Annotated in this window: 25 protein-coding genes; 11 read left to right on the top strand and 14 right to left on the bottom strand. The window is 73.7% G+C overall.

Going from position 1 to position 21,122, the window contains the following annotated elements:
* Nucleotides 1–8: 8 nt before the first annotated feature.
* Nucleotides 9–998, bottom strand: coding sequence for an oxygenase MpaB family protein (locus ACFQ8C_RS17305; protein ID WP_383457861.1), 990 nt, complete (start codon nt 996–998; stop codon nt 9–11).
* A gap of 136 nt (nt 999–1,134) precedes the next feature.
* Nucleotides 1,135–1,626, bottom strand: coding sequence for a hypothetical protein (locus ACFQ8C_RS17310; protein WP_383457863.1), 492 nt, complete (start codon nt 1,624–1,626; stop codon nt 1,135–1,137).
* A 172-nt stretch (nt 1,627–1,798) separates the two neighbouring features.
* Between ACFQ8C_RS17310 and sph the strand changes: the two genes are divergently transcribed.
* Nucleotides 1,799–2,785 (top strand): sphingomyelin phosphodiesterase, encoded by a 987-nt coding sequence (sph, locus tag ACFQ8C_RS17315; protein ID WP_383457866.1) that lies wholly within the window; start codon nt 1,799–1,801, stop codon nt 2,783–2,785.
* Nucleotides 2,786–2,794: 9 nt separating this feature from the next.
* On the opposite strand, the gene ACFQ8C_RS17320 is transcribed toward sph, so the two are convergent.
* Nucleotides 2,795–3,283 (bottom strand): hypothetical protein, encoded by a 489-nt coding sequence (locus ACFQ8C_RS17320; protein ID WP_383457869.1) that lies wholly within the window; start codon nt 3,281–3,283, stop codon nt 2,795–2,797.
* Nucleotides 3,284–3,376: 93 nt separating this feature from the next.
* Nucleotides 3,377–3,859, bottom strand: a complete 483-nt coding sequence (locus ACFQ8C_RS17325) for a macro domain-containing protein (RefSeq protein WP_383457871.1) — start codon at nt 3,857–3,859, stop codon at nt 3,377–3,379.
* Nucleotides 3,860–3,942: 83 nt separating this feature from the next.
* Between ACFQ8C_RS17325 and ACFQ8C_RS17330 the strand changes: the two genes are divergently transcribed.
* Genes ACFQ8C_RS17330 through ACFQ8C_RS17340 form a run of 3 tightly spaced genes read left to right on the top strand, consistent with a single transcriptional unit; the run spans nt 3,943 to nt 5,473 of the window.
* Nucleotides 3,943–4,152, top strand: coding sequence for a helix-turn-helix domain-containing protein (locus tag ACFQ8C_RS17330; protein ID WP_030315760.1), 210 nt, complete (start codon nt 3,943–3,945; stop codon nt 4,150–4,152).
* Complete coding sequence (locus tag ACFQ8C_RS17335) at nt 4,152–4,694, top strand: Clp protease N-terminal domain-containing protein (RefSeq protein ID WP_383457874.1); 543 nt, start codon at nt 4,152–4,154, stop codon at nt 4,692–4,694. The genes ACFQ8C_RS17330 and ACFQ8C_RS17335 overlap by 1 nt, the downstream gene beginning before the upstream one ends.
* 41 nt (nt 4,695–4,735) lie before the next feature.
* Nucleotides 4,736–5,473, top strand: a complete 738-nt coding sequence (locus ACFQ8C_RS17340) for a MerR family transcriptional regulator (RefSeq protein ID WP_383457877.1) — start codon at nt 4,736–4,738, stop codon at nt 5,471–5,473.
* On the opposite strand, the gene ACFQ8C_RS17345 is transcribed toward ACFQ8C_RS17340, so the two are convergent.
* From ACFQ8C_RS17345 to ACFQ8C_RS17360, 4 genes are read right to left on the bottom strand one after another with little or no spacing between them, the layout of a single operon-like run.
* Complete coding sequence (locus tag ACFQ8C_RS17345) at nt 5,460–7,634, bottom strand: 3-hydroxyacyl-CoA dehydrogenase NAD-binding domain-containing protein (protein WP_383457880.1); 2,175 nt, start codon at nt 7,632–7,634, stop codon at nt 5,460–5,462. The two genes, ACFQ8C_RS17340 and ACFQ8C_RS17345, sit on opposite strands and share 14 nt — an antisense overlap.
* A gap of 39 nt (nt 7,635–7,673) precedes the next feature.
* Nucleotides 7,674–8,888: an acetyl-CoA C-acetyltransferase gene (locus tag ACFQ8C_RS17350; RefSeq protein WP_383457883.1), complete on the bottom strand. Its 1,215-nt coding sequence runs from the start codon at nt 8,886–8,888 to the stop codon at nt 7,674–7,676.
* A 48-nt stretch (nt 8,889–8,936) separates the two neighbouring features.
* The gene (locus tag ACFQ8C_RS17355) at nt 8,937–10,088 is read right to left on the bottom strand and encodes an acyl-CoA dehydrogenase family protein (protein WP_383457886.1); all 1,152 of its coding nucleotides are present in this window, start codon (nt 10,086–10,088) and stop codon (nt 8,937–8,939) included.
* A complete protein-coding gene (locus tag ACFQ8C_RS17360; RefSeq protein ID WP_383457889.1) occupies nt 10,085–11,332 on the bottom strand; it encodes a CaiB/BaiF CoA transferase family protein in 1,248 nt (415 codons plus the stop codon). The genes ACFQ8C_RS17355 and ACFQ8C_RS17360 overlap by 4 nt, the downstream gene beginning before the upstream one ends.
* Before the next feature lie 165 nt (nt 11,333–11,497).
* On the opposite strand from ACFQ8C_RS17360, the gene ACFQ8C_RS17365 reads away from it, so the two are divergent.
* Nucleotides 11,498–12,715, top strand: coding sequence for a saccharopine dehydrogenase family protein (locus ACFQ8C_RS17365; RefSeq protein ID WP_383457892.1), 1,218 nt, complete (start codon nt 11,498–11,500; stop codon nt 12,713–12,715).
* A 22-nt stretch (nt 12,716–12,737) separates the two neighbouring features.
* On the opposite strand, the gene ACFQ8C_RS17370 is transcribed toward ACFQ8C_RS17365, so the two are convergent.
* Genes ACFQ8C_RS17370 through ACFQ8C_RS17385 form a run of 4 tightly spaced genes read right to left on the bottom strand, consistent with a single transcriptional unit; the run spans nt 12,738 to nt 14,493 of the window.
* Nucleotides 12,738–13,169, bottom strand: coding sequence for a RidA family protein (locus ACFQ8C_RS17370; protein WP_383457895.1), 432 nt, complete (start codon nt 13,167–13,169; stop codon nt 12,738–12,740).
* Nucleotides 13,170–13,223: 54 nt separating this feature from the next.
* Nucleotides 13,224–13,604, bottom strand: coding sequence for a VOC family protein (locus ACFQ8C_RS17375; protein WP_383457898.1), 381 nt, complete (start codon nt 13,602–13,604; stop codon nt 13,224–13,226).
* Nucleotides 13,601–13,741 carry a morphogenic membrane protein MmpA gene (gene mmpA, locus ACFQ8C_RS17380; protein ID WP_383457901.1) on the bottom strand — a complete coding sequence of 47 codons (141 nt, stop codon included), beginning with the start codon at nt 13,739–13,741 and terminating at the stop codon, nt 13,601–13,603. Before mmpA ends, ACFQ8C_RS17375 begins: the two co-directional genes overlap by 4 nt.
* Nucleotides 13,742–13,797: 56 nt before the next feature.
* Nucleotides 13,798–14,493 (bottom strand): endonuclease V, encoded by a 696-nt coding sequence (locus tag ACFQ8C_RS17385; protein ID WP_383457904.1) that lies wholly within the window; start codon nt 14,491–14,493, stop codon nt 13,798–13,800.
* Between the two features lie 38 nt (nt 14,494–14,531).
* Here ACFQ8C_RS17385 and ACFQ8C_RS17390 point away from each other — a divergent pair, with 38 nt between their 5' ends.
* On the top strand, nt 14,532–15,089 hold the full coding sequence (locus ACFQ8C_RS17390) for an SMI1/KNR4 family protein (RefSeq protein ID WP_383457907.1): 558 nt from the start codon (nt 14,532–14,534) through the stop codon (nt 15,087–15,089).
* A gap of 36 nt (nt 15,090–15,125) precedes the next feature.
* The gene (locus ACFQ8C_RS17395; RefSeq protein ID WP_383457910.1) at nt 15,126–15,425 is read left to right on the top strand and encodes a YciI family protein; all 300 of its coding nucleotides are present in this window, start codon (nt 15,126–15,128) and stop codon (nt 15,423–15,425) included.
* Nucleotides 15,426–15,436: 11 nt separating this feature from the next.
* Here ACFQ8C_RS17395 and ACFQ8C_RS17400 read toward each other — a convergent pair whose 3' ends face one another.
* A complete protein-coding gene (locus ACFQ8C_RS17400) occupies nt 15,437–16,555 on the bottom strand; it encodes a WD40/YVTN/BNR-like repeat-containing protein (RefSeq protein WP_383457912.1) in 1,119 nt (372 codons plus the stop codon).
* Nucleotides 16,556–16,650: 95 nt separating this feature from the next.
* Between ACFQ8C_RS17400 and ACFQ8C_RS17405 the strand changes: the two genes are divergently transcribed.
* The 3 genes from ACFQ8C_RS17405 to ACFQ8C_RS17415 all read left to right on the top strand — a co-directional run bounded on the left by ACFQ8C_RS17405 (nt 16,651) and on the right by ACFQ8C_RS17415 (nt 19,613).
* The gene (locus tag ACFQ8C_RS17405) at nt 16,651–17,130 is read left to right on the top strand and encodes a (4Fe-4S)-binding protein (RefSeq protein ID WP_383457915.1); all 480 of its coding nucleotides are present in this window, start codon (nt 16,651–16,653) and stop codon (nt 17,128–17,130) included.
* 141 nt (nt 17,131–17,271) lie between these two features.
* Complete coding sequence (locus ACFQ8C_RS17410; protein ID WP_383457918.1) at nt 17,272–17,688, top strand: SsgA family sporulation/cell division regulator; 417 nt, start codon at nt 17,272–17,274, stop codon at nt 17,686–17,688.
* 278 nt (nt 17,689–17,966) lie between these two features.
* Complete coding sequence (locus ACFQ8C_RS17415; RefSeq protein ID WP_383457920.1) at nt 17,967–19,613, top strand: ABC-F family ATP-binding cassette domain-containing protein; 1,647 nt, start codon at nt 17,967–17,969, stop codon at nt 19,611–19,613.
* Here the strand turns inward: ACFQ8C_RS17415 and ACFQ8C_RS17420 are convergent.
* Nucleotides 19,599–20,075, bottom strand: coding sequence for an ATP-binding protein (locus tag ACFQ8C_RS17420; RefSeq protein ID WP_383457922.1), 477 nt, complete (start codon nt 20,073–20,075; stop codon nt 19,599–19,601). The two genes, ACFQ8C_RS17415 and ACFQ8C_RS17420, sit on opposite strands and share 15 nt — an antisense overlap.
* 193 nt (nt 20,076–20,268) lie before the next feature.
* On the opposite strand from ACFQ8C_RS17420, the gene ACFQ8C_RS17425 reads away from it, so the two are divergent.
* Nucleotides 20,269–21,114 (top strand): helix-turn-helix domain-containing protein, encoded by an 846-nt coding sequence (locus ACFQ8C_RS17425; RefSeq protein ID WP_383457924.1) that lies wholly within the window; start codon nt 20,269–20,271, stop codon nt 21,112–21,114.
* Nucleotides 21,115–21,122: the final 8 nt, after the last annotated feature.

Below are 21,122 nucleotides of genomic sequence, written 5' to 3' on the forward strand. Positions count from 1 at the left end.
GCCGTCCGTCAGCGCGCGGCGCGGCGGGCGGCCTCCCTGGCGCTCCGGGCGAGCGGCAGGTAGCGCAGCCGCTCGGGGAGGACGGGGACGACCGCACGGACGACCCGGGCGATCCGGCGCAGCCGGCGCTCCTGCTCCGGCGTCCACTCCAGGCCGATCGCCGCGCGGGCGTCCGGCGGCATCAGGCCGATGGTGAGGAAGGCGCGGATCCGCTGGAAGGGACGGCGGAGCAGCGGCCAGAGGGGACGGAGCGCGAGCCGCAGGAGGAGCGGACCCCGGTCGGGGGCGGGGACGGGGGCGTCCGGGTCGAGGAGCTCGCGGACGACGGCGGTGGCCTCCAGCTCCTCGGCGAGGACCTTGCGGTAGAAGGGCCAGAACTCCTCGACGGTCTGCGGCATGTCCCGGTCGTGGATGCCGAGGATCCGCCCGACCTGGAGCCACTCGGCGTAGAGCCGGCGGTCCTGGGCCTCGGTGAGCGGCCGGTGGAGCAGGGCGAGGCCGTGCCGGTAGACGGGGTAGCCGGTGGCGTGGACCCAGGCGTAGTACGCGGGCGTGAGGGCGTGGTAGCGGCGCCCGTGGGCGTCGGTGCCCTGGATGTCCCGGTGCAGGGCGCGCAGCCGGCGCCCCTCGGCGGCGGCGTCCTCACCCCCGTACACCCAGAGCTGCACCGACCGCAGCGAGCGCTCGCCCCGGCCCCAGGGGTCGGTGCGGAAGACCGAGTGCTCGTCGACCCCGGCGCCGATGGCCGGGTGGGCGACCTGCATGGTGAGCGCGGCGGGCAGCATGAGCAGCGCGCGGACATCCCCGGCGACGCTCCAGAGCACGCCGCCGACGGGGGGCGGGGCGGGGTCGGAACCCCGTCGGCCGGCCCCGGCCGGGGCGTCCGCATCGGTCCCGGGCCGGGCTCCGGACTCGGGTCCGGTGGTGCCGGGCGTGTCCGAGGGCGCGGGCCCGGCGGGCTCCGCCGGGCCCCTCGTCGCCTCACCGCTGGTGGTCATACGGGGGTCCCCCTGCCTCTCGCCTCGGTGGCCGCCCCTCCAGGGTGCACCCTCGGGGCGTACGACGGCGGGGCCGTCCCCGAGGGCTCTCGCCCCAGGAACGGCCCCGGCGTGGTGATGTGTGGTGCGGGCGCGGTCAGGCGCGGTCGGCGCCGACCGGCTCGCCGACGATGCGGCCGGCGAGGGCGCGGGCCCAGGCGTCGACGTCGGCGTTGAGCTCGCGCTCGGCGGCGTCGCGCTCGGCGGTGATCTTCGCGGTGCCGGCGGCGAGGATCGCGTCGCGCTCGGCCTGGCCCTCGGCGCGGGCGGCGGCGATGGCGGCGGAGCCCTCCTCGACGGCCTTGGAGCGGATGCGGGCGGCCTCGTGGCGGGCCTCGGCCAGCTCGGCCTCGTACTGGGCGCGGATGTCGGCGGCCTCGGCGCGCAGGTCGTCGGCGCGGCCGGTGGCGCCCTCGGTGGCGTCCTCACGCTGCTCGAGCGTGCGCTTGATCTTCGGGAGGATCACCTTCGCCAGGAAGAAGAAGGTCAGGAAGAACACGGCGAAGCCGAGGATGAGCTCGGCCCAGACGGGGTTGAGCGGGCCGAGGTCCATATTGAAGATCTTGGCGTTGGAGGCGAGGGTCGTCATGGCGCGCATCCTACCTGGTCCCGGAGGCGGCGGATCGTACACCCCCGCGATCGTTGGCGCGCTCGTACGACGCGGGCAAGATTCCCGGCACCTAAAGGCTACCGGAAGGTAACTACGGCTGGTTGTATGGCCCGCGCCGAGTCCAACCCCCCACCACTCGACGGGAGTTCACGTGTCCCTCAGCACGTTCCGCCGCATCCCCGGTGCCGCCGTGTCCCTCGCGCTCGCCGCCGCCACCCTGGCGGCGACCGCGCCCGCGGCCTCCGCCACCCCCGAGGCCGCCGCGACGCCCCGCCTGAAGGTGCTCACCTACAACGCCTTCCTCTTCTCGAAGACCCTCTACCCGAACTGGGGACAGGACCACCGGGCCCGGGCGATCCCCGCGGCGCCGTTCTTCCAGGGCCAGGACGTGGTGGTGATCCAGGAGGCCTTCGACAACTCCTCCTCCGACGCGCTCAAGGCGAACGCCGCGGCGGCCTACCCGCACCAGACGCCCGTCGTCGGCCGCTCCAGGAGCGGCTGGGACGCCACCGGCGGCGCCTACTCGGCGACCACCCCCGAGGACGGCGGGGTGACGATCCTCAGCAAGTGGCCGATCGTCCGCAAGGAGCAGTACGTCTACAAGGACGCCTGCGGCGCCGACTGGTACTCGAACAAGGGCTTCGCCTACACGGTCCTCGACGTGAACGGCAGCCGCGTGCACGTCGTCGGCACCCACGCCCAGTCCACCGACCCGGGCTGCTCGGCGGGCGAGGCGGCGCAGATGCGCAGCCGCCAGTTCAAGGCGATGGACGCCTTCCTCGACGCGAAGAACATCCCGGCGGGCGAGCAGGTGATCGTCGCGGGCGACATGAACGTCGACTCCCACACGCCCGAGTACGCCACGATGCTCGCCGACGCGGGCCTCGCCGGGGCGGACGCCCGCACCGGACACCCGTACTCCTTCGACACCGAGCTGAACTCGATCGCGGCGGACCGCTACCCGGACGACCCCCGCGAGGACCTCGACTACGTCCTCCACCGGGCCGGCAACGCCCGCCCGGCGAACTGGACGAACCACGTGGTCCTGGAGTCGAGCGCGCCGTGGACGGTCTCCAGCTGGGGCACCGCGTACACGTACACCAACCTGTCGGACCACTACCCGGTGACCGGCTTCTGACCCTCGGCGTCAGTAGCCGGGGCCGCCGAAGACGGTGTACGCCCAGGCGGCCACGGCGATGCCGACCAGTACCAGCACCACCCAGGAGCCGGCGCCCGTGTGCCGGCTCCTGGCCGTCCGCGCCCCGGGCTCCTCGCGCGCCTTCCGCCCCCTGCCCGGCCGCCCGGCCCGGGAAGGCCCCGGGCCGGGTCCCGGCTTCGGGTCGGCCGCCGCGGCGACCTCGGCGAGCATCCGCCGGCAGACGGTGGCCAGCTCGGCGACCGGCGCCGCCAGGTCGACGACGACCTCGGTGCGGGCCGGGGCCGTGGTCCCCCCGTCGAGGATCCGCCCGGCCCGCAGCAGCGCCCGGTCCTTGCCGCCCGTCGGGGCGAGGCTGATCCACCGCCGCACGTGCTCGCCGCGGATGACGACGCCCCCGCCCCGCTCCCGGTACACCGTGTGCTCCCGCCACAGGACCCCGGCCAATTCCGCCGCCGTCTCCCTGAGTTGCGCGTACATCCCACTCCCCTGTTCCCGCCCGCCGACGCGGACCGGCCGCCGACTCTAACCCCCACGCCCCCGTCCCCCCGGCCCGCCCCCGGGCCCCGCCCCTTACGCGCCGAAGTCGTACACGGTGACCGGTATCCCCCGCTCCACCAGCCTCTCCCGCACCAGCGGCTCCACCCGCTCCCACCTCCCGCCGGCGAGGCCGCAGCCGATCCGCGGCATGTGCACCGAGGCCCCCAGCTCGACGGCCTTGTCCCCCAGGTGCCCGAGGGCCCGGTCGATCGCCTCGTACCGCACGGGGACGCCGGTGCTCCGCCCGGTGCGGATCCCCCGCTGCCCCACCAGGTTCGCCACCCAGAGGTACGGCGAGACCCGGACGAACTGCGCCGCGCCGAGGCCGAAGTCGTTGCCCGCCCGCTCCCGGTACCAGCGGCGGTAGGCCGCCTCGGGCTCCGGCCAGCGGCGCGAGACGGCGAGCACGAAGCCCTTGCCCCAGCCACCCAGGTCGTTGCAGACGTGGGCGACGATCCGGACGCCCTTGCCCTGGGGCGCGGTGGCGTCGCCCCGTACGTACTCGATCACGGTCATGGGGGCACCGTAGGCGGCGGCACCGACAGTGCGGGGTGTCAACCATGGTTGACATGGGACGGCTGTCAACCTACATTGACAGCATGACCGATGCGACCGATCTCGCCGCGCGTGCCGGTGACCGTGATCCCCGGGTGGGATTGCGGGCCGTGTCCGCCCTGCGGCGGCTGTTGGAACAGCTGGAGGCCGTCCAGGTGCGCAGCGCGCGCAACCAGGGGTGGTCCTGGCAGGAGATCGCCACCGAGCTGGGGGTCAGCCGGCAGGCCGTTCACAAGAAGTACGGGAGGCAGTGATGTTCGAGCGGTTCACGAAGGCGGCGCGGAGCGTGGTGAAGGGGGCGGCCGAGCACGCGGAGCGGTCCGGGGCCGAGGCCGTCACCGCCGAGCATCTGCTCCTGGCGCTGCTCGACCGGGAGGACACCCGGGCGGCGGCGGTGCTCGGGCGGCTGTGCCCGGCGGAGCGGCGGCCGGCGCTGGTCGCCGCACTCGGGGAGGCGCGGCGGCGGGCCGGGCTGTCCCGGGCGGACTCCGAGGCGCTGGCGGAGCTCGGGATCGACGTCGGGGCGATCGTCGCGCGGGTCGAGGAGACCCACGGGGCCGGGGCGCTCTCCGCCGGCCGGGCGCGCTCCGGGCGCCGGACCTTCTCCCGGGAGGCGAAGACCGTCCTGGAGAAGTCGCTCCGGGTGGCACTGGCCCGCAAGGACCGGGAGATCGGCGACGAGCACCTGCTCCTGGCGCTGACCACGACCGGCGGGGTCGTCACGGAGGCGCTGGCCGATCACGGGGTGACGTACGGCGCCGTCGACGCCGCCCTCACCGCGCCCTCTCCGCTCTGAACCCTTTTACAGTCCTGGTGAGACAGCAATACTGTTGAACCATGGAGGACGAGAGCGACGAGGAACTGCCGCCCGGGTACACCGTCGACGAGCTGGCGGCTCGGGCCGGGGTCACGGTGCGGACCGTGCGGTTCTACGGGACGCGGGGGCTGCTGCCCCCTCCGGTGATCGGCCCCCGGCGGGTCGGGCGGTACGGGACCGGGCACCTGGCGCGGCTGGCGCTCATCGAGGAGCTCCAACGGCAGGGCATGACGCTCGCCGCGATCGAACGGTACCTGGAGCAGCTGCCGCCCGACCTGAGCGCGCAGGACCTCGCGGTGCACCGGGCGCTGGTGGCGTCCTGGGCGCCGGAGTCCGCCGAGACGATCACCCGGCGGGAGCTGGAGCGGCGCGCCGGGCGGGAGTTGGCCGACCGCGACATCGAACGGCTCGCCGTCATGGGCGTGTTGGAGGACGGAGGGGACCCCGAGGCGTTCCGGCTCGACGGGTCGTTGCTGCGGCTCGGGGTCGAGATGCTCGACGTGCCCATCGAGCACGACACCATCCTCGCCTCGCGGACCGTGCTGCTGGACCACGCCCGTTCCGCCGCCCAGGAGCTGGCCCGGCTCTTCCAGGAGCAGGTGTGGAACCCGTACCGGGAGAGCGGGGAGGACCCGGACCACCTGACCGTCATGAAGTCGCTCTCCGCGCACATGCAGCCGATCGTGGTCCAGGCCCTCGTCACCGCCTTTCAGCGGTCCCTCAGCGAGGAGTTGCGCTCCGCGTTCAGGAGTCCGTGAAGGTCTCGCCGCGCTCGGCCTTCTCCACCAGGAGGGCCGGCGGGGCGAAGCGCTCGCCGTACGTCTCCGCCAGCTCGCGGGCGCGGGCGACGAAGCCGGCCACCCCGCCCTCGTAGCCGTTGACGTACTGGAGGATGCCGCCGGTCCAGGCCGGGAAGCCGATGCCCATGATGGAGCCGATGTTGGCGTCGGCGACCGAGGTCAGGACGCCCTCCTCCAGGAGGCGGACGGTGTCCAGGGCCTCGGAGAAGAGCATCCGCTCCTGCATGTCGCGGAAGGGGATCTCGTACCCGGGCTTGGTGAAGTGCTCGCGCAGGCCCGGCCACAGCTTGCCGCGCTTGCCCGACTCGTCGTAGTCGTAGAAGCCGGCGCCGCCGCTGCGGCCGGGGCGGTCGAACTCGTCGACCATGCGGTCGATGACGATCTCGCCGGGGTGGGTGACCCAGGTGCCGCCCTCCTCCTCGATCGCCTTCTTCGTCTCGTTGCGGATCTTGCGCGGGAGGGTGAGGGTCAGCTCGTCCATGAGGGAGAGGACCTTCGCCGGGTAGCCGGCCTGGGCGGCGGCCTGCTCGACGGAGGCGGGCTCGATGCCCTCGCCGACCATGGCGACGCCCTCGTTGATGAAGTGGCCGATGACGCGGGAGGTGAAGAAGCCGCGCGAGTCGTTGACGACGATCGGCGTCTTGTTGATCTGGCGGACCAGGTCGAAGGCGCGGGCGAGGGCCTCGTCGCCGGTGCGCTCGCCCTTGATGATCTCGACCAGCGGCATCTTGTCGACCGGGGAGAAGAAGTGCAGGCCGATGAAGTCGGCCTGGCGCTCGACGCCTTCGGCGAGGACCGTGATCGGGAGGGTGGAGGTGTTGGAGCAGAGCAGCGCGTCGGGGCCGACGACGTGCTGGATCTCCTGGAAGACCTTGTGCTTGAGCGCGGTGTCCTCGAAGACGGCCTCGATGACCGCGTCGCAGCCGGCCAGGTCCCGCGGGTCGGCGGTCGGGGTGATCCGGGCGAGGAGGGCGTCGGCCTTCTCCTGGGTGGTGCGGCCCCGGGAGACGGCCTTGGCGCAGAGCTTCTCCGAGTACTCCTTGCCCTTGGCGGCGGCCTCGTCGGTGACGTCCTTGAGGACGACCTCGATGCCGGCGCGGGCGCAGGAGTAGGCGATGCCGGCGCCCATCATGCCGGCGCCGAGCACGGCGACCTTGCGGACCTGGGTCCTCTCGACGCCCTTCGGGCGGCTGGCGCCGGAGTTGACGGCCTGGAGGTCGAAGAAGAACGCCTGGATCATGTTCTTCGCGGTCTGGCCGGTGACCAGCTCGGTGAAGTAGCGGGACTCGATGACCTGCGCGGTCTCGAAGTCGACCTGGGAGCCCTCGACGGCCGCGGCCATGATGTTGCGCGGGGCCGGGTAGGGGGCGCCGTTGAGCTGCTTGCGCAGGTTGGCGGGGAAGGCCGGGAGGTTGGCCGCGAACTTGGGGTTCGACGGGGTGCCGCCGGGGATGCGGTGGCCGGGGACGTCCCAGGGCTGGGCGGACTCCGGATGCGTGTCGATGAAGGCGATGGCCTTGGCCATCATCTCCTCGGGGGTGGACGCGAGTTCGTGGATCAGGCCGCTGTCGAGGGCGCGCTTCGGGGTGTACTGGGTGCCCTGGAGGAGGACCTTCAGGAGCGCGTCGGTGATGCCCATGAGGCGTACGGTGCGGGTGACGCCGCCACCGCCGGGCAGCAGGCCGAGGGTGACCTCGGGCAGACCGATCTTGGATCCGGACGTGTCGAGCGCGATCCGGTGGTGGGAGGCGAGCGCGATCTCGTAACCGCCGCCCAGGGCAGCGCCGTTGAGGGCGGCGACGACCGGCTTGCCGAGGGTCTCGATGCGGCGCAGGGCGCGCTTCATCTGCATCGCGGCGGCGAAGATGTCCGGGGCGTGCTCGGGGCCCGCCTGGATCATGTCCTTGAGGTCGCCGCCGGCGAAGAAGGTCTTCTTCGCGGAGGTGTAGATGACGCCGCGAATCGAGTCCTTCTCGGCCTCCAGCCGGTCGGCGACGGCGGTGATCGACGCGCGGAACGCCTGGTTCATGGTGTTGGCGGACTGGTTCGGGTCGTCGAGGACGAGGGTGACGATCCCCGTGTCGTCCTGCTCCCAGCGGATGGTGGTGCTCTCGCTCATGACTGATGCTTCTCCGGTAGAAGGGTGCGGACGGGGAGGTCAGACGCGCTCGACGATGGTGGCGATGCCCATGCCGCCGCCGACGCAGAGGGTGGCGAGGCCGTAGCGCTTGTCCTGGCGCTCCAGCTCGTCGACGAGGGTGCCGAGGATGATGCCTCCGGTGGCGCCGAGCGGGTGGCCGAGCGCGATGGCGCCGCCGTTGACGTTGACCTTGTCCAGGGAGACGCCCATGTCCTTGACGAAGCGCAGGACGACCGCGGCGAAGGCCTCGTTGATCTCGATGAGGTCGATGTCGTCGATGGTGAGGCCGGCCTTGGCGAGCGCCTTGCGGGCGGCCGGGGCGGGACCGGTGAGCATGATGGTGGGCTCGGAGCCGGAGACGGCCGCCGCGACGATCCGGGCGCGCGGCGCCAGCCCGTACCGCTCGCCGATCTCCCGGGAGCCGACGGCGAGGAGGGAGGCGCCGTCGACGATGCCGGAGGAGTTGCCGGCGTGGTGGACGTGGTCGATCTCCTCGACCCAGTGGTACTTCTGGAGCGCGACCGCGTCGAAGCCGCCGAGCTCGCCGATGTCCTTGAAGGACGGCTTGAGCCTGGCGAGGGAGTCGGCGGTGGTGCCGGGGCGCATGAACTCGTCGTGGTCGAGGACGGTGAGTCCGGCCCGGTCGACGACGGGCACGACCGACCGGGCGAAGCGGCCCTCCTTCCAGGCGGTGGCGGCGCGCTCCTGGGAGAGGGCGGCGTACTCGTCGACGTCGCGACGGGTGAAGCCCTCGATGGTGGCGATGAGGTCGGCGCCGATGCCCTGGGGGACGAAGTTGGTCTCCAGGTTGGTCATCGGGTCGGCGAACCAGGCGCCGCCGTCGGAGGCCATCGGCACCCGGGACATGGACTCGACGCCGCCGGCGAGGACCAGGTCCTCCCAGCCGGAGCGGACCTTCATCGCGGCCATGTTGACCGCTTCGAGGCCGGAGGCGCAGAAGCGGTTCTCCTGGACGCCGGCGACGGTGTCGGGGAGACCGGCGGCGATGCCGGCGATCCGGGCGATGTCCGAGCCCTGGTCGCCGACCGGGCCGACGACGCCGAGGACGATGTCGTCGATGGCCGCCGGGTCGAGTCCCGGGTTGCGGGTCTGGATCTCGCGGATCAGGCCGGTGACGAGGTCGATGGGCTTGGTGCCGTGCAGGGAGCCGTTGGCCTTGCCGCGTCCGCGCGGGGTGCGGATCGCGTCGTACACGTACGCTTCGGTGCTCACGGGAAGCCTTTCGCGGTGAGGGTTTTCGATAAGCCGGGAGGTCTGAGGTCAGCCGAGGAGGGAGCGGCCGATGATCTCCTTCATGATCTCCGTCGTGCCGCCGTAGATGGTCTGGATGCGGCCGTCGGTGAAGGCGCGGGCCACCGGGAATTCGCTCATGTAGCCGTATCCGCCGTGCAGTTGCAGACAGCGGTCGGCGACCCGCTTCTGGAGTTCGGTCGCCCACCACTTGGCCATGGAGGCGTTGACGGGGTCGAGGCCAAGGCCGGTCGGGTCGGCGTGCTCGGCGATACAACGGTCGACGAAGGTGCGGGTGACGGCGCACTCGGTGGCCATCTCCGCGATCTCGAACCGCACGTGCTGGAGCTTCGCGAGCGGCCGGCCGAAGGCCTCGCGCTCCTTGACGTACCGGGTGGTGAGCTCCAGGAGGTGCTCCGCTCCGGCGATCCCGGCGACCGCGATGGCGAGGCGCTCCTGCGCCAGGTTGGTCATCAGGTGGACGAAGGCGCCGTTGAGCTCGCCCAGCAGGTTCTCCTTGGGGACGCGGACGTCCGTGAAGAAGAGCTCGGCGGTGTCCTGGGACTTCTGGCCGATCTTGTCGAGGTTGCGGCCGCGCTCGAAGCCCTCCATGCCGCGCTCGACGACGAGGAGGGAGAGGCCGTGGGCGCCGCCCTCGGGGGTGGTGCGGGCGACGACGATCACCAGGTCGGCGAGGATGCCGTTGGAGATGAAGGTCTTGGAGCCGTTGAGGACCCAGTGGTCGCCGTGGTCCTCGGCGGTGGTGCGGATGCCCTGGAGGTCGGAGCCGGCGCCGGGCTCGGTCATCGCGATGGCGGTGACGATCTCGCCGGAGCAGAAGCCGGGCAGCCAGCGCCGCCGCTGCTCGTCGGTGGCGAGCTTGGTGAGGTAGGGGCCGATGATGTCGTTGTGGAGGCCGATGGCGAGGCCGGGGGCGGCGGCCCTGGTGAACTCCTCGGCGAGGACGGAGGCGTACCGGAAGTCGGGGTTTCCGCCGCCGCCGTGCTCCTCCTCGACGGCCAGGCCGAGCAGGCCCTGGCGGCCGGCGGCGAGCCAGGCCTCGCGGGAGACGATGCCGTCCTTCTCCCACTGCTCGTAGTGGGGCAGCACCTCCTTCTCCAGGAAGGTGCGGACGGTGGCGCGGAAGGCCTCGTGGTCGTCGGTGTAGAGGGTGCGCTTCATGCGGTCTTCGACTCCTGGGTGGGCGGGGCGTCCGGGGCGTGCAGGGCGGGGACGGCCCAGTCGCGGGCGACCTCGGCGGTGTCGGCGCCGGGCAGGGCGGGGCCGGTCCGGAGCGTGCCGGGGGTGGCGGAGAAGCGGGGCGCGGGGGCGGGCTGGACGAGTCCGCCGTGCTCGGCGAAGGTGGCGCGGGCCGCGAGGTGGGGGTGGGCGGGGGCCTCGCGGAGCGAGAGGACGGGGGCGACACAGGCGTCGGTGCCCTCGAAGACCTCGGTCCACTCGGCGCGGGTACGGCTCCGGAAACGCGCGGCGACGGCCTCGCGCAGCTCGGGCCAGCGGGCGAGGTCGCGGCGGAGCGCGGTGGCGGTGGCACCTACACCGGCACCGGCACCGGCGTCGTCCGGTGTCGTGGCACCGACACCGGCACCGTCCGGGGTGCCGGTGGCTTCGTCGAGGCCCAGGAGGCGGGCGAACTCGTCGTAGAACCGTTCCTCCAGGGCGCCGACCGCCATGTGGCCGCCGTCGGAGGTCGCGTACACGCCGTAGAAGGGGCAGCCGCCGTCGAGGAGGTTCACTCCGCGCCGGTCCTGCCAGCCGCCGGCCACGAGCATGGCGTGGATCATGGTGGTGAGGTGGGCGGTGCCGTCCACGATGGCGGCGTCGACGACCTGGCCCTCGCCGTGCGTCCGCGCGTGCTGGAGGGCGGCGAGGACGCCGATGACGAGGTAGAGGGAGCCGCCCGCGTAGTCGCCGAGCAGGTTGGCCGGGATGCTCGGCGGGCCGTCCGGGTCGGGGCCGATGAGGCCGAGGGCGCCGGTGACGGCGATGTACCCGATGTCGTGGCCCGCGGTGGGGGCGAGCGGACCGTCCTGGCCCCAGCCGGTCATCCGGCCGTAGACGAGCCGGGGGTTGCGGGCGAGGCACTCCTCGGGGCCGACGCCGAGGCGCTCGGCGACCCCGGGGCGGTACCCCTCGACCAGCACGTCGGCGCGCTCGACGAGGTCGAGGACGGTGGCGGCGCCGTCCGGGGCCTTGAGGTCGACGAGGACCGAGCGCTTGTTGCGGTTGGTGAGGTCCTTGGCCGGGTCGACGCCGAGGCCGGGGCCGCCGGGCCGGTCGACGCGGACGACGTCGGCGCCGAGGTCGGCGAGGAGCATGGCGGCGAAGGGGCCGGGGCCGATGCCGGCGAGCTCCACGACCCGGACACCGGCGAGCGGGCCGGTCCGCTCGGTCTGCCTCGTCTTCATCGAGCCCCCAGAGTGTGTGACACCAATGATGTAACACCGAAGATGCTAGGAACGTGTTCCACTCGGCACAAGCCCCCCGGCCGAGCAAGCGCTTGGAAATTCGGCGGGGCGGCCGGGTCCGCTATCCTCCGCCGACGACATCGCCGAGGGACGGGAGTGGGCTCGATGGAGACAGGGGCGGGCGCGGTGCGGGAGTCCGGCCGGGAGCCGGGGGCACGGCCGTACGACGTGGTCCTCTACGGGGCGACCGGGTTCGTGGGCGAGCTCACCGCGGAGTATCTGGCCGAGCACGCCCCCGCCGGGTGCCGCTGGGCCCTCGCCGGGCGCTCGACCGCCAGGCTGGCGGCGCTGCGGGACCGGCTCGCCGCCGGCCGGCCGCACCTCGCCGGCCTGCCGCTGCTGACCGCCGACTCCGGCGACCCGGCCTCGCTGCGGGCGCTGGCGGAGTCGGCGCGGGTGGTGGCCTCCACCGTCGGGCCGTACGTCTGGTACGGCGAGGGTCTGGTCGCCGCCTGCGCGGACGCCGGCACCGACTACCTCGACCTGACCGGCGAGACCGAGTTCGTGAACCTCATGTACGTCCGTCACGACGCCCGCGCCCGGGAGACCGGCGCCCGGATCGTGCACGCCTGCGGCTTCGACTCCGTCCCGCACGACCTCGGCGTGCTCTTCACGGTGGAGCAGCTCCCGGAGGGCGTGCCGCTGCGCGTCGACGGCTTCGTCCGGGCCGGCGCCGTCTTCTCCGGCGGCACCTTCGCCTCCGCCCTGACCGCCTTCGGGCGCGGCCCGCAGATGCTCCGCGCCTCGCGCGAACGGAGCCTGCACGCACCCCGGTTGGTGGGCCGGCGGGCCCGCGCACCGCTCAGCGCGCCCCGGTTCAGCACCGAGACCGGCACCTGGGCGCTGCCGCTGCCCACCCTGGACCCGCAGGTGGTCGCCCGGTCGGCCGCCGCGCTCGAACGGTACGGTCCCGACTTCCGCTACCGCCACTACGCCTCGGTGCGGACGCTGCCGATGGCGCTCGGCGGGACGGCGGTGCTCGGCGCGACCGTCGCGGCGGCCCAGCTGCCGCCCGTACGGCGGTGGATGATGAGCCGTTACGCGTCGGGCTCCGGCCCCTCGGCCGAGATGCGCGCCCGCAGCTGGTTCACGGTCCGCTTCGTCGGCGAGGGCGGCGGACGCCGGGTCTTCACGGAGGTGTCGGGCGGTGATCCCGGCTACGACGAGACGGCGAAGATGCTCGCCGAGTCCGCCCTCTGCCTCGCCCTGGACCCGCTGCCGAAGACGGCCGGCCAGGTCACGACGGCGGTGGCGATGGGCGACGCCCTGATCGCGCGGCTGCGGGCGGCGGGGCTGCGCTTCCGGGTGGCGCACGCGGAGTAGCGCGGCCACCCGGGGGCACGCCTCACCAGCCGATCATGTCCGGGGCGGTGGTGTCGGTGACCACCGCGTCGATCTCGATCTCGACCAGCCACCCGGGGTCGATGAAGCGGGACACCTCCACGAAGGTGCAGGCGGGACGGACCCCGGCGAACCGCTCGCCGTGGGCGCGGGCCGCCTCGCGCCAGGTGGTGGCGTCGGTGAGCATGACGCGGGTGCGGACGACGTCGCCGAGCCGGGCGCCCGCCTCGCGCAGGGCCGCCTCGGCGATGTCGAGGCACCGGACGGTCTGGGCGTAGACGTCGCCGGGCGAGCTGGTGGTGCCGTCGGGCGCGATCGGGGCCGTACCGGCGACGGAGACGTACGGGCCGTGCCGTACCGCACGGGAGAAGCCGATCTCCGGTTCGAGCGGGGAGCCGGAGGAGACGAGTCGTCGGGATGTGGCGTACAGGTCCATCCGCTCATGATGCCCACCCCGCGCCCGCTCGAAGCCCCGCCGGGAAGGGGGCCCTCAGGGCCCCATGAGTCGGAACGGATGCCCGGCCGGATCGGCGTAGACCCGCCACGGCGGCGCGCCCCCGGCCTCGCCCGCGTCGCTCAGGGGCACGGCTCCGAGCGCGAGCACGGCCTCGTGGGCCGCGGCCGGGTCCGGGACCCGGACGTCGAGCAGGAACTGCTGCTCCGGGGCGCCCCAGACCGGCGGCCGGTGGTCGGCCACCTCCTGGAAGGCGAGGACCGGTCCGAGCGCGTCGCGCAGCACGGCGGAGCCGGCCCCCACGGCGAGCGCCGGATCGGGCGACTCGACCTCGCCGCCGAGCAACTCCCGGTAGAACCGGGCGAGTCCGAAGGCGTCGGGGCAGTCGAGCACGACGCAGCGCAGCCGCCCGTTCATCCGGTGGTCCAGTCGGCGAGCACGTACAGGATGGCGCAGGTCCAGGCGAGCGCGGAGAGCGCCGCGACGGCGAGGACGACGGGCATCGCGCGGCCGCCGGAGCGACGGCGGGCGCCCGTGGTGACGGGGGTTGTCATGGGGCCCACTGTGCTGTGCGGGACTGACAACGGACATCCGTACGGGTACTCAGCCGCTACTCAGCCGTCCGCGCCTCCCCGAGCGCGCGCCGGCAGAGCGCGTCGGCGTGCCGGGTGGTCTCGGGGAGCCGGTAGCGCGGGGAGAGCGCGAGGGTGTGCGCGCAGGCGTTGGCGAGGGAGATCCGGTGCCCGACGGAGACGAAGACGGGCTTGGTCCCGTGCCGGGTGCGCAACGCCCGCCCGACCTCCTCCCCTTCGGCCAGGAGCGGAGCGGACTCGCCCCGAGCGGCGCCGGGTTGCTCGTACGAGAAGGTGAACGGGTTCTTGGCGACGCCGATCGCGGCCCGTCCGGTGAGCACCCCGAGGTGGCTGGCGAGCCCGAAGCGGCGCGGATGGGCGAGCCCGTACCCGTCGCACACCAGCAGTCCCGGGTCGGCCTGGAGCGCGTCCAGCGCGGCGAGCACGGCGGGGATCTCCCGGAAGGCCAACAGCCCCGGTACGTAAGGGAAGGAGACCCGCCCGACCGCGGTGGCCTCCTCGACCACCTCCAGCGACCCGGCGTCCAGGACCACGGCCGCCGCGGCGACGAGGTCCCGCTCGTCGTCGTAGGCCACGTCGAGGCCGGTGACGTGCCCCTCCCCCACGGCCGGCCCGTCCTCGTCGAGCACGAGCCGTCCGCGCAGCCCGCGCTGGACGTCCAGCGCCGCCGCCTCGTCGGCGGGCCATCCCGCCGGAACCCCGATGATCCCCATGCGGGCCACCCTACGGCGGCGTGGGGTACCGTCCCGCCGTGACCTCGATCGACGCGCTCGTACGCCTCTGCCCGCCGCCCTCCGAGGCACCGCCCGCCGTCGACTGGGCGGAGACCGAACGCGCCCTCGGGGTGCCGCTCCCCGACGACTACAAGCGGCTGGTCGAGGCGTACGGCTCCGGAGTCTTCGACGAGACGGTGTGGCTGCTCGCCCCGGACCCGGACCGTCCCGACCACGACCTGCTCGCGCAGCGGGCGGAACGGGACGAGATCCTGGAGTCGCTGTGGGACATCGGCGAGGAGCGGCCCGAGGAACTGGAGGAGCCCGGCGCCCGGGTGGTGCCCTGGGCCTTCGAGGAGGGCTCGGGGGCGTTCCTCTACTGGCTGGTGCGGCCCGGCAGCCACCCCGACACGTGGCCGGTGCTCTACAACGAGGGGCGGGGTCCGCTCTGGGAGCGCCACGGCCCGGGATGCGCGGCCTTCCTGCACGCGGTGCTCACGGGCACGGCCGACACCGCGTACTTCGGCTGCCTGTACGAGGTGCGGAAGCCCGCCGCGCACCGCTTCGAGGCGGTCGCCGCGGCCCTCGGGGAGTGAACGCCCCGGCCCGGCGCCGCCGGTAGCCTTGCACGCATGTTCGTACTGGAATTGACCTACACCGCGCCCGTCGAGCGGGCGGACGCCCTCATGGACGCGCACATCGCCTGGCTGGACGAGCAGTACGCCGCCGGGGTGTTCCTGGCGTCCGGGCGGAAGAACCCGCGGGACGGCGGGGTGATCCTGGCGGCCGGGGTCGACCGGGCGGGGATCGAGCGGATCGCGGCGGCCGACCCCTTCAGCTCCGAGGGCGTGTGCGCGTACCGGATCACCGAGTTCTACGCCTCGAAGACGGTCGAGGGCCTGGCCGGCTACCGCGAGCAGCCGCCGGCCTGACCCCCGGTCCCTCAGCCGCGGACGAGCCGGGCGATCCGGCCCTTCTCGCCGGAGGCCCAGCAGCCGCCGTCCGGGGCGCAGTCCACGGTGTCGTAGGAGCCGGTGTCGACGGTCCGCCAGGTGCGGCCGCCGTCGCGGGTGAGGTCGGTTCCGGTGGGACCGACGGCGAGGGCGGCGGTCCTGCCGTGCGGGAGCCAGGCGACGCCGGAGCGGTACGCGGGCGGGGGCGTGCCGGCGGGGGTCCAGGTGCGGCCTCCGTCGGAGCTGACGGCGGCGGCCCGCGGCGAGGACTGCCCGGTGCGGTAGTCGCCGCCGACGGCGAGACCGTGGCCGCGGTCGCGGAAGGCGAGCGCGAAGACGCCCCGGGCGGGGTCGCCGGCCGGGACCGGGCTGTCGGTGACGGTCCAGGTGCGGCCCCGGTCGCCGGAGTGGAAGATCCGGGCGGTGGCGCCGCCACCGGTCGCGAACCAGACGTCCTTCCCGTTCCCCCGCTCCGCGGTGACGAGGCACTGCCCGCTCGCGGCGAAACCGGCCTCGCCGGGGAGGGCGGCGGGCATCCCCGCGTCCGGCAGGACCGTCCAGGTGCGCCCCCCGTCGCGGGTGGAGAGGACGCGGAACCGTCCGTCGACGGGGTCGCTCAGGGCGAGGCCGTGGCGGCGGTCGAGGAAGGTCACGCAGTCGTAGAAGGCGCGCGGGTCGGTGTTGCGGAAGGCCTCGGTCCAGGTGGCGCCGCCGTCCTCGGTGCGCAGCAGCCGGGAGGCCTCGCCCTCGCCGATGGCGAGGACGACGGCCCCGCGGGCGCCGAAGGCCTCGACGTCGCGGAGCTCCAGGCCCTCCGCGCCGGGTGGCGAGACGTTTCGCCAGCTCCGGCCGGCGTCGGTGGTGCGCAGGACGGTGCCCCGGGATCCCGCGGCCCAGGCGGTGCGGTGGTCCACCGCCGCCAGGCCCCGGAAGCGGACGTCGGTCCCGGTGGGGGTGGGCTGCCAGGAGACCCCGGGCGCGGGGGCCGCGGGGGTCTCCCCGGCCCGCGCGGGGCCCGCCAGGGTCAGCGCGAGCGCCGCCCCCACCAGTCCCGCCAGTCCCGCCGTCATCGTGCGTCGCGTCGTTCGCATCTTTCGCACAGGTGTCATGGCGCCGGAAGCTAGCGGCGACGGACCGTACCGTCCAGAGGGCCTCCCGGCCCCGCCGGGGTGCGGGCCGCACCGGGCGTTCCTAGGCTGGGCGCATGACCGAGGAAGCAGCGGAGCCCGGGGCGGAGTCCCCGATCACCGAGAAGCCGCGGCTGAAGGAGTACGACGGCGAGGGCATCACCGTCACGTTCGAGCCGCGCCGCTGTCTGCACGCGGCCGAGTGCGTCCACGGCCTGCCGGAGGTCTTCGACCTCTCCCGCCGCCCCTGGGTCCTCCCGGATGCCGCCCCGGCGGAGCGGGTCGCCGAGGTAATCCGGCGCTGCCCCTCGGGGGCACTCCGGTACCGGCCGGCGGCGGGCGGCGCGGAGGAGGAGGCAGACGTCCCCACCACCGTGCGCCGCTCGCCGTCCGGGCAGCTGGTGGTCCGCGGCGACCTGCTGGTCTCGGGCGGGCAGGGGGTCCGGCACGAGACCCGGGTGATGCTCTGCGGCTGCGGGGCCTCGGCGAACCAGCCGTACTGCGACCACTCGGGGCCCTGCGCGGAGCCCGACGACGACGTGGCCGAGGACCGCTGACCCCTCCGCCCCGCCCCGCGGTGACGCACCTCACGTGGGGGGTGAGTGCACGTTCCGGTGGTTCCGCTCGTCTTCATGGGTGTCAGGTGCCCTGGTGTCGGGGAGACGCTCAGGATCGCATCCCCGCGAGAGGAGCCCGCCGTGTCCGCCGTGATCGAGCAGCCCGTCCAGGCCCGTATGGTCGCTTCCGCTCCCCGGATGGAGACCGTCCCCGCCACCCTTCGCTACGACCGCGAGGACCCCTACGCGGTCAGCATGGCCTTCCCTCCACCGGCGACCCTGGAGGGCGTCGAGGTCTCGTGGGCCTTCGCCCGGGAGCTGCTGGCGCAGGGGGTCGAGCGGCCCGCCGGCGACGGCGACGTACGGCTCCGTCCGTACGGCTACGACCGCACGGTGGTCGAGTTCCACGCTCCGGAGGGCGTGGCGATGGTCCATGTCCGCACCTCCGAGCTGCGGCTCTTCCTGGAGCGCTCGCAGCACCTGGTGCCGGCCGGGCGGGAGCACCAGTACCTGGACTGGGACCGGGACCTGGCCGAGCTCCTCGGCGGGCTGCCGTAGTCCGGCTCCGTGCCGCGGCCCCCGGGCCGCCGTAATCCGGTTGCCTCCCTCGCGGGCGGGTCCTACGGTCGACGGGTCGCATCGCCTCCCGATCGGAGAAGGAACGTTGTTCATCTGAGGTCCCGAGACACCGTGCCGCGCGTGGCCCCCGTGCCCTGCGCGCCGTTCTCGACCTCGGTGGACGAGCCGTTCCCCCTGCTGCCCGCGCCCCGGTGTCTCCACGCGTCGCACCACGCCCACGCTCACACCCGTGCTCGCGGCACGCACCGGAGGCCCTCGTGTCACACCAGCCTGTCTTCCTCTCCGCCACCTCGCTCTCCTTCTCCTGGCCCGACGGCACCGAGGTCTTCGACGACCTCAGGATGACGGTCGGTCCCGGCCGCACCGGACTGGTCGGTACGAACGGTTCGGGGAAGTCCACCCTGCTCAAGCTCCTGGCCGGCGAGCTCGCCCCCACCGCCGGTGCCGTGACGGCGTCCGGGGGGATCGGCCACCTGCCGCAGAACCTCGTCCTCGACACCGGCCGGCGGGTCGACGCGATCCTCGGGATCGACCGGAAGCGGGCGGCGCTGCACGCCGTCGAGGCCGGGGATCCCGCCGAGGAGCACTTCGCCGCGATCGGCGACGACTGGGACGTCGAGGAGCGGGCCCGCGCCACCCTCGACCAGCTCGGTCTCGGCGCGATCGGCCTGGACCGCACGGTCGGCGAGGTGTCCGGGGGCGAGTCGGTGCTGCTGCGGCTCGCCGCGCTGCTGCTGGCCCGACCGGAGGTGCTGCTGCTCGACGAGCCCACCAACAACCTCGACCTGTACGCCCGTTCGCGCCTGTACGAGGCGGTGGAGGGCTGGTCCGGGGTGATGGTGGTGGTCAGCCACGACCGGGAACTCCTGGAGCGGGTCGACCGGATCGCCGACCTCCACGAGGGCGGGGTGAGCTGGTACGGCGGCCCCTACTCCGCGTACCGGGAGGCGCTCGCCGCCGAACAGGACGCGGCGGAACGGATGGTGCGGGTCGCCGAGGCGGACGTCCAGCGGCAGAAGCGGGAACTGTCCGACGCCCAGATGAAGTTGGCGCGCCGCAGGCGGTACGCGCAGAAGAGCTCCGAGAACAAGGTCGTGCCGAAGGTGGTGGCCAACGCCCGGCGGAGCTCGGCCCAGGTGTCGGCGGGCAAGCACCGCGGTCTGCACGCGGACCGGCTGGCGGAGGCGCGGGAGCGGCTCGGCCTGGCGGTGGAGGCGGTGCGGGACGAGGACGAGATCCGCGTCGAGCTGCCGCGCACCTCGGTGCCGCCGGGGCGCGAGGTGCTGCGGCTGACGGAGCTGGAGCTGCGGTACGGCGCCCGGGTCGAGGGCGGTTTCGAGCTGAGGGGTCCGGAGCGGGTCGCGCTGGTGGGCCGCAACGGGGCCGGGAAGACGACGCTGCTGCGGACGGTCGCCGGGGAGCTGGAACCGGTGTCGGGCGAGGTGGAGAGGCTGGTGCCGCTCCGTTTCCTGCCGCAGCGGCTCGACGTCCTCGACGACGGGCTGAGCGTCGTGGAGAACGTGGCCCGCTTCGCGCCCACGGCGTCGGGGAACGCGATCAGGGCCCGGCTCGCGCGGTTCCTGTTCCGGGGTGTCCGGGCGGATCGGCTCGTGGGGACCTTGTCGGGTGGCGAGCGGTTCCGGGCGACACTGGCGGCGCTGCTGCTCGCGGAGCCGGCTCCGCAGCTGTTGCTGCTCGACGAGCCGACGAACCATCTGGACCTGGCTTCGGTGCGGAGTCTGACGGCGGCCCTCCACGCGTACGAGGGGGCGCTGGTCGTGGCCAGTCACGACCTGACGTTCTTGGAGTCGCTGGGGATCACGCGCCGAGTGCTCCTCGACGGCCGCCTGCGGCCGACGTCGGCGGAGGAGCTTCGGGCTATGTCGACGTCAACGGTGGAGTAAAGCCCAGGACTTGGTCCCGCCTTCCGAGGTGAGGGCGGGTGCCAGGCCCCAGTCGCCGCCGTGGTCCCCGACCGCCGCGGCCAGCAGCCACATGCTGCGGCTGCGGCGCTCGCGGCAGCGTTCGGCTTCGTCCGGCAGGGGGTGGGCCGGATGCTGGTCGTAGAGGACGATCCGCAGGGCGTCGTACTGCCAGCGGATGCGCAGCGCCATCTCCCGGTCGGGGGTGAACCGATAGGCGGCGGCGACGAGTTCGGAGGCGGCGAGGGAGGCGGTGTCGCGTAGGTCGGCGAGGCCGTGTCGGGCCAGGAGGCCGTCGACGGCCTGGCGGGCGAGGCCCGCGCAGTAGGCGCCGCCGGGGAGCAGCATCGAGTAGCTGAGGTTTTCCGTGGCGGGGGGTATGGGCTCGGTCGCCGGGACGGCGGCCGGAAGGCAACGCAGGGCGCCCTTCATCGGATCGCTCACATTTCCTGTACATGGGGGTGCTCTGCACACGGCGTTGGTCGCCCCGTGTGAGACTTGCGCTACCGACCGTAGCGCACACATGGAGCACAGTGCTACTACTTGCTGGTAGTGGCGCTGTTTCCGGACAGAGAGCGGATCAGCGGCACGGGAACGGGGCGGCAGGGGGCCGTCCGGCAAGACGAGGGAGAACGACGTGCCACCCAGGACCAGCCCCACCGCGCGCCAGCAGCGGCTCGGGGCAGAACTGCGCAAGCTGCGCGAACAGTCGGGGATGTCGGCCCAGCAGGCCGCCGCCCTCCTGGGCGTCGACCGCACCCGCATCCCCAACATCGAGTCCGGCCGCTTCGGCATCAGCCCCGAGCGGGTGCGGACCCTGGCCTTCAACTACGGCTGCCCCGACACGGGACTGGTCGACCTGCTCGCCTCCATGGCGCAGGAGCGGGACCGCGGCTGGTGGGAGGAGCACCGCGGACTCCTGCCCCCCGCCCTGCTCGACATCGCCGAACTGGAGTACCACGCGGCCGAGTTGGCGACCGCGGTGACCACCCACGTGCCGGGACTCCTGCAGACCGAGGAACAGGCCCGGGCGGTCTTCGACACCGCCGTCCCCCTCCTGCCCGAACCCGACCTGGAGGCCCGGCTCGCCCTGCGGCTGCGCCGCCAGGAGACCCTGGACCGGCCGGTGCCCTACGAGGCGGTGATCCACGAGGCGGCGCTGCGCATGCAGTTCGGCGGCCCGAAGGTGGCGCGCGCCCAGCTGGAGCACATCCTGGAGCAGTCCGAGCGGGCCACCGTCACCGTGCGGGTCATCCCCTTCGCCGCCGGGGGTTTCCCCGGGGCCGGACAGTCGTTCACCTATGTGTCCGCGCCCGTGCCACAGCTCGACACCGTGCAGCTCGACTCCTCGCACGGCTCGCTCCTGCTCGACGCCGACATGAAGCTGCGCCGGTACCAGGGGCTGCTGGAACGGCTGCGCGGGCTCGCCCTGCCCACCGCCGACTCCCGCGCGTTCATCCGCTCGATGGCCCAGGACCTGTGAGGGACCCC

The sequence above is a fragment of the Streptomyces sp. NPDC056503 genome (genome assembly GCF_042794995.1).
Classification (GTDB): Bacteria; Actinomycetota; Actinomycetes; order Streptomycetales; family Streptomycetaceae; genus Streptomyces.

Bases quoted from the DNA above. Each gene is read 5' to 3' on its own strand.
- mmpA (WP_383457901.1), bottom strand. From the start codon at position 13,741: ATGACAACCCCCGTCACCACGGGCGCCCGCCGTCGCTCCGGCGGCCGC.
- ACFQ8C_RS17360 (WP_383457889.1), bottom strand. From the start codon at position 11,332: ATGAAGACGAGGCAGACCGAGCGGACCGGCCCGCTCGCCGGTGTCCGG.
- ACFQ8C_RS17340 (WP_383457877.1), top strand. From the start codon at position 4,736: ATGGAGGACGAGAGCGACGAGGAACTGCCGCCCGGGTACACCGTCGAC.
- ACFQ8C_RS17365 (WP_383457892.1), top strand. From the start codon at position 11,498: ATGGAGACAGGGGCGGGCGCGGTGCGGGAGTCCGGCCGGGAGCCGGGG.
- ACFQ8C_RS17335 (WP_383457874.1), top strand. From the start codon at position 4,152: ATGTTCGAGCGGTTCACGAAGGCGGCGCGGAGCGTGGTGAAGGGGGCG.
- ACFQ8C_RS17385 (WP_383457904.1), bottom strand. From the start codon at position 14,493: ATGGGGATCATCGGGGTTCCGGCGGGATGGCCCGCCGACGAGGCGGCG.
- ACFQ8C_RS17305 (WP_383457861.1), bottom strand. From the start codon at position 998: ATGACCACCAGCGGTGAGGCGACGAGGGGCCCGGCGGAGCCCGCCGGG.
- ACFQ8C_RS17400 (WP_383457912.1), bottom strand. From the start codon at position 16,555: ATGACACCTGTGCGAAAGATGCGAACGACGCGACGCACGATGACGGCG.
- ACFQ8C_RS17375 (WP_383457898.1), bottom strand. From the start codon at position 13,604: ATGAACGGGCGGCTGCGCTGCGTCGTGCTCGACTGCCCCGACGCCTTC.
- ACFQ8C_RS17405 (WP_383457915.1), top strand. From the start codon at position 16,651: ATGACCGAGGAAGCAGCGGAGCCCGGGGCGGAGTCCCCGATCACCGAG.
- ACFQ8C_RS17330 (WP_030315760.1), top strand. From the start codon at position 3,943: ATGACCGATGCGACCGATCTCGCCGCGCGTGCCGGTGACCGTGATCCC.
- ACFQ8C_RS17355 (WP_383457886.1), bottom strand. From the start codon at position 10,088: ATGAAGCGCACCCTCTACACCGACGACCACGAGGCCTTCCGCGCCACC.
- ACFQ8C_RS17395 (WP_383457910.1), top strand. From the start codon at position 15,126: ATGTTCGTACTGGAATTGACCTACACCGCGCCCGTCGAGCGGGCGGAC.
- ACFQ8C_RS17320 (WP_383457869.1), bottom strand. From the start codon at position 3,283: ATGTACGCGCAACTCAGGGAGACGGCGGCGGAATTGGCCGGGGTCCTG.
- ACFQ8C_RS17310 (WP_383457863.1), bottom strand. From the start codon at position 1,626: ATGACGACCCTCGCCTCCAACGCCAAGATCTTCAATATGGACCTCGGC.
- ACFQ8C_RS17345 (WP_383457880.1), bottom strand. From the start codon at position 7,634: ATGAGCGAGAGCACCACCATCCGCTGGGAGCAGGACGACACGGGGATC.
- ACFQ8C_RS17370 (WP_383457895.1), bottom strand. From the start codon at position 13,169: ATGGACCTGTACGCCACATCCCGACGACTCGTCTCCTCCGGCTCCCCG.
- ACFQ8C_RS17325 (WP_383457871.1), bottom strand. From the start codon at position 3,859: ATGACCGTGATCGAGTACGTACGGGGCGACGCCACCGCGCCCCAGGGC.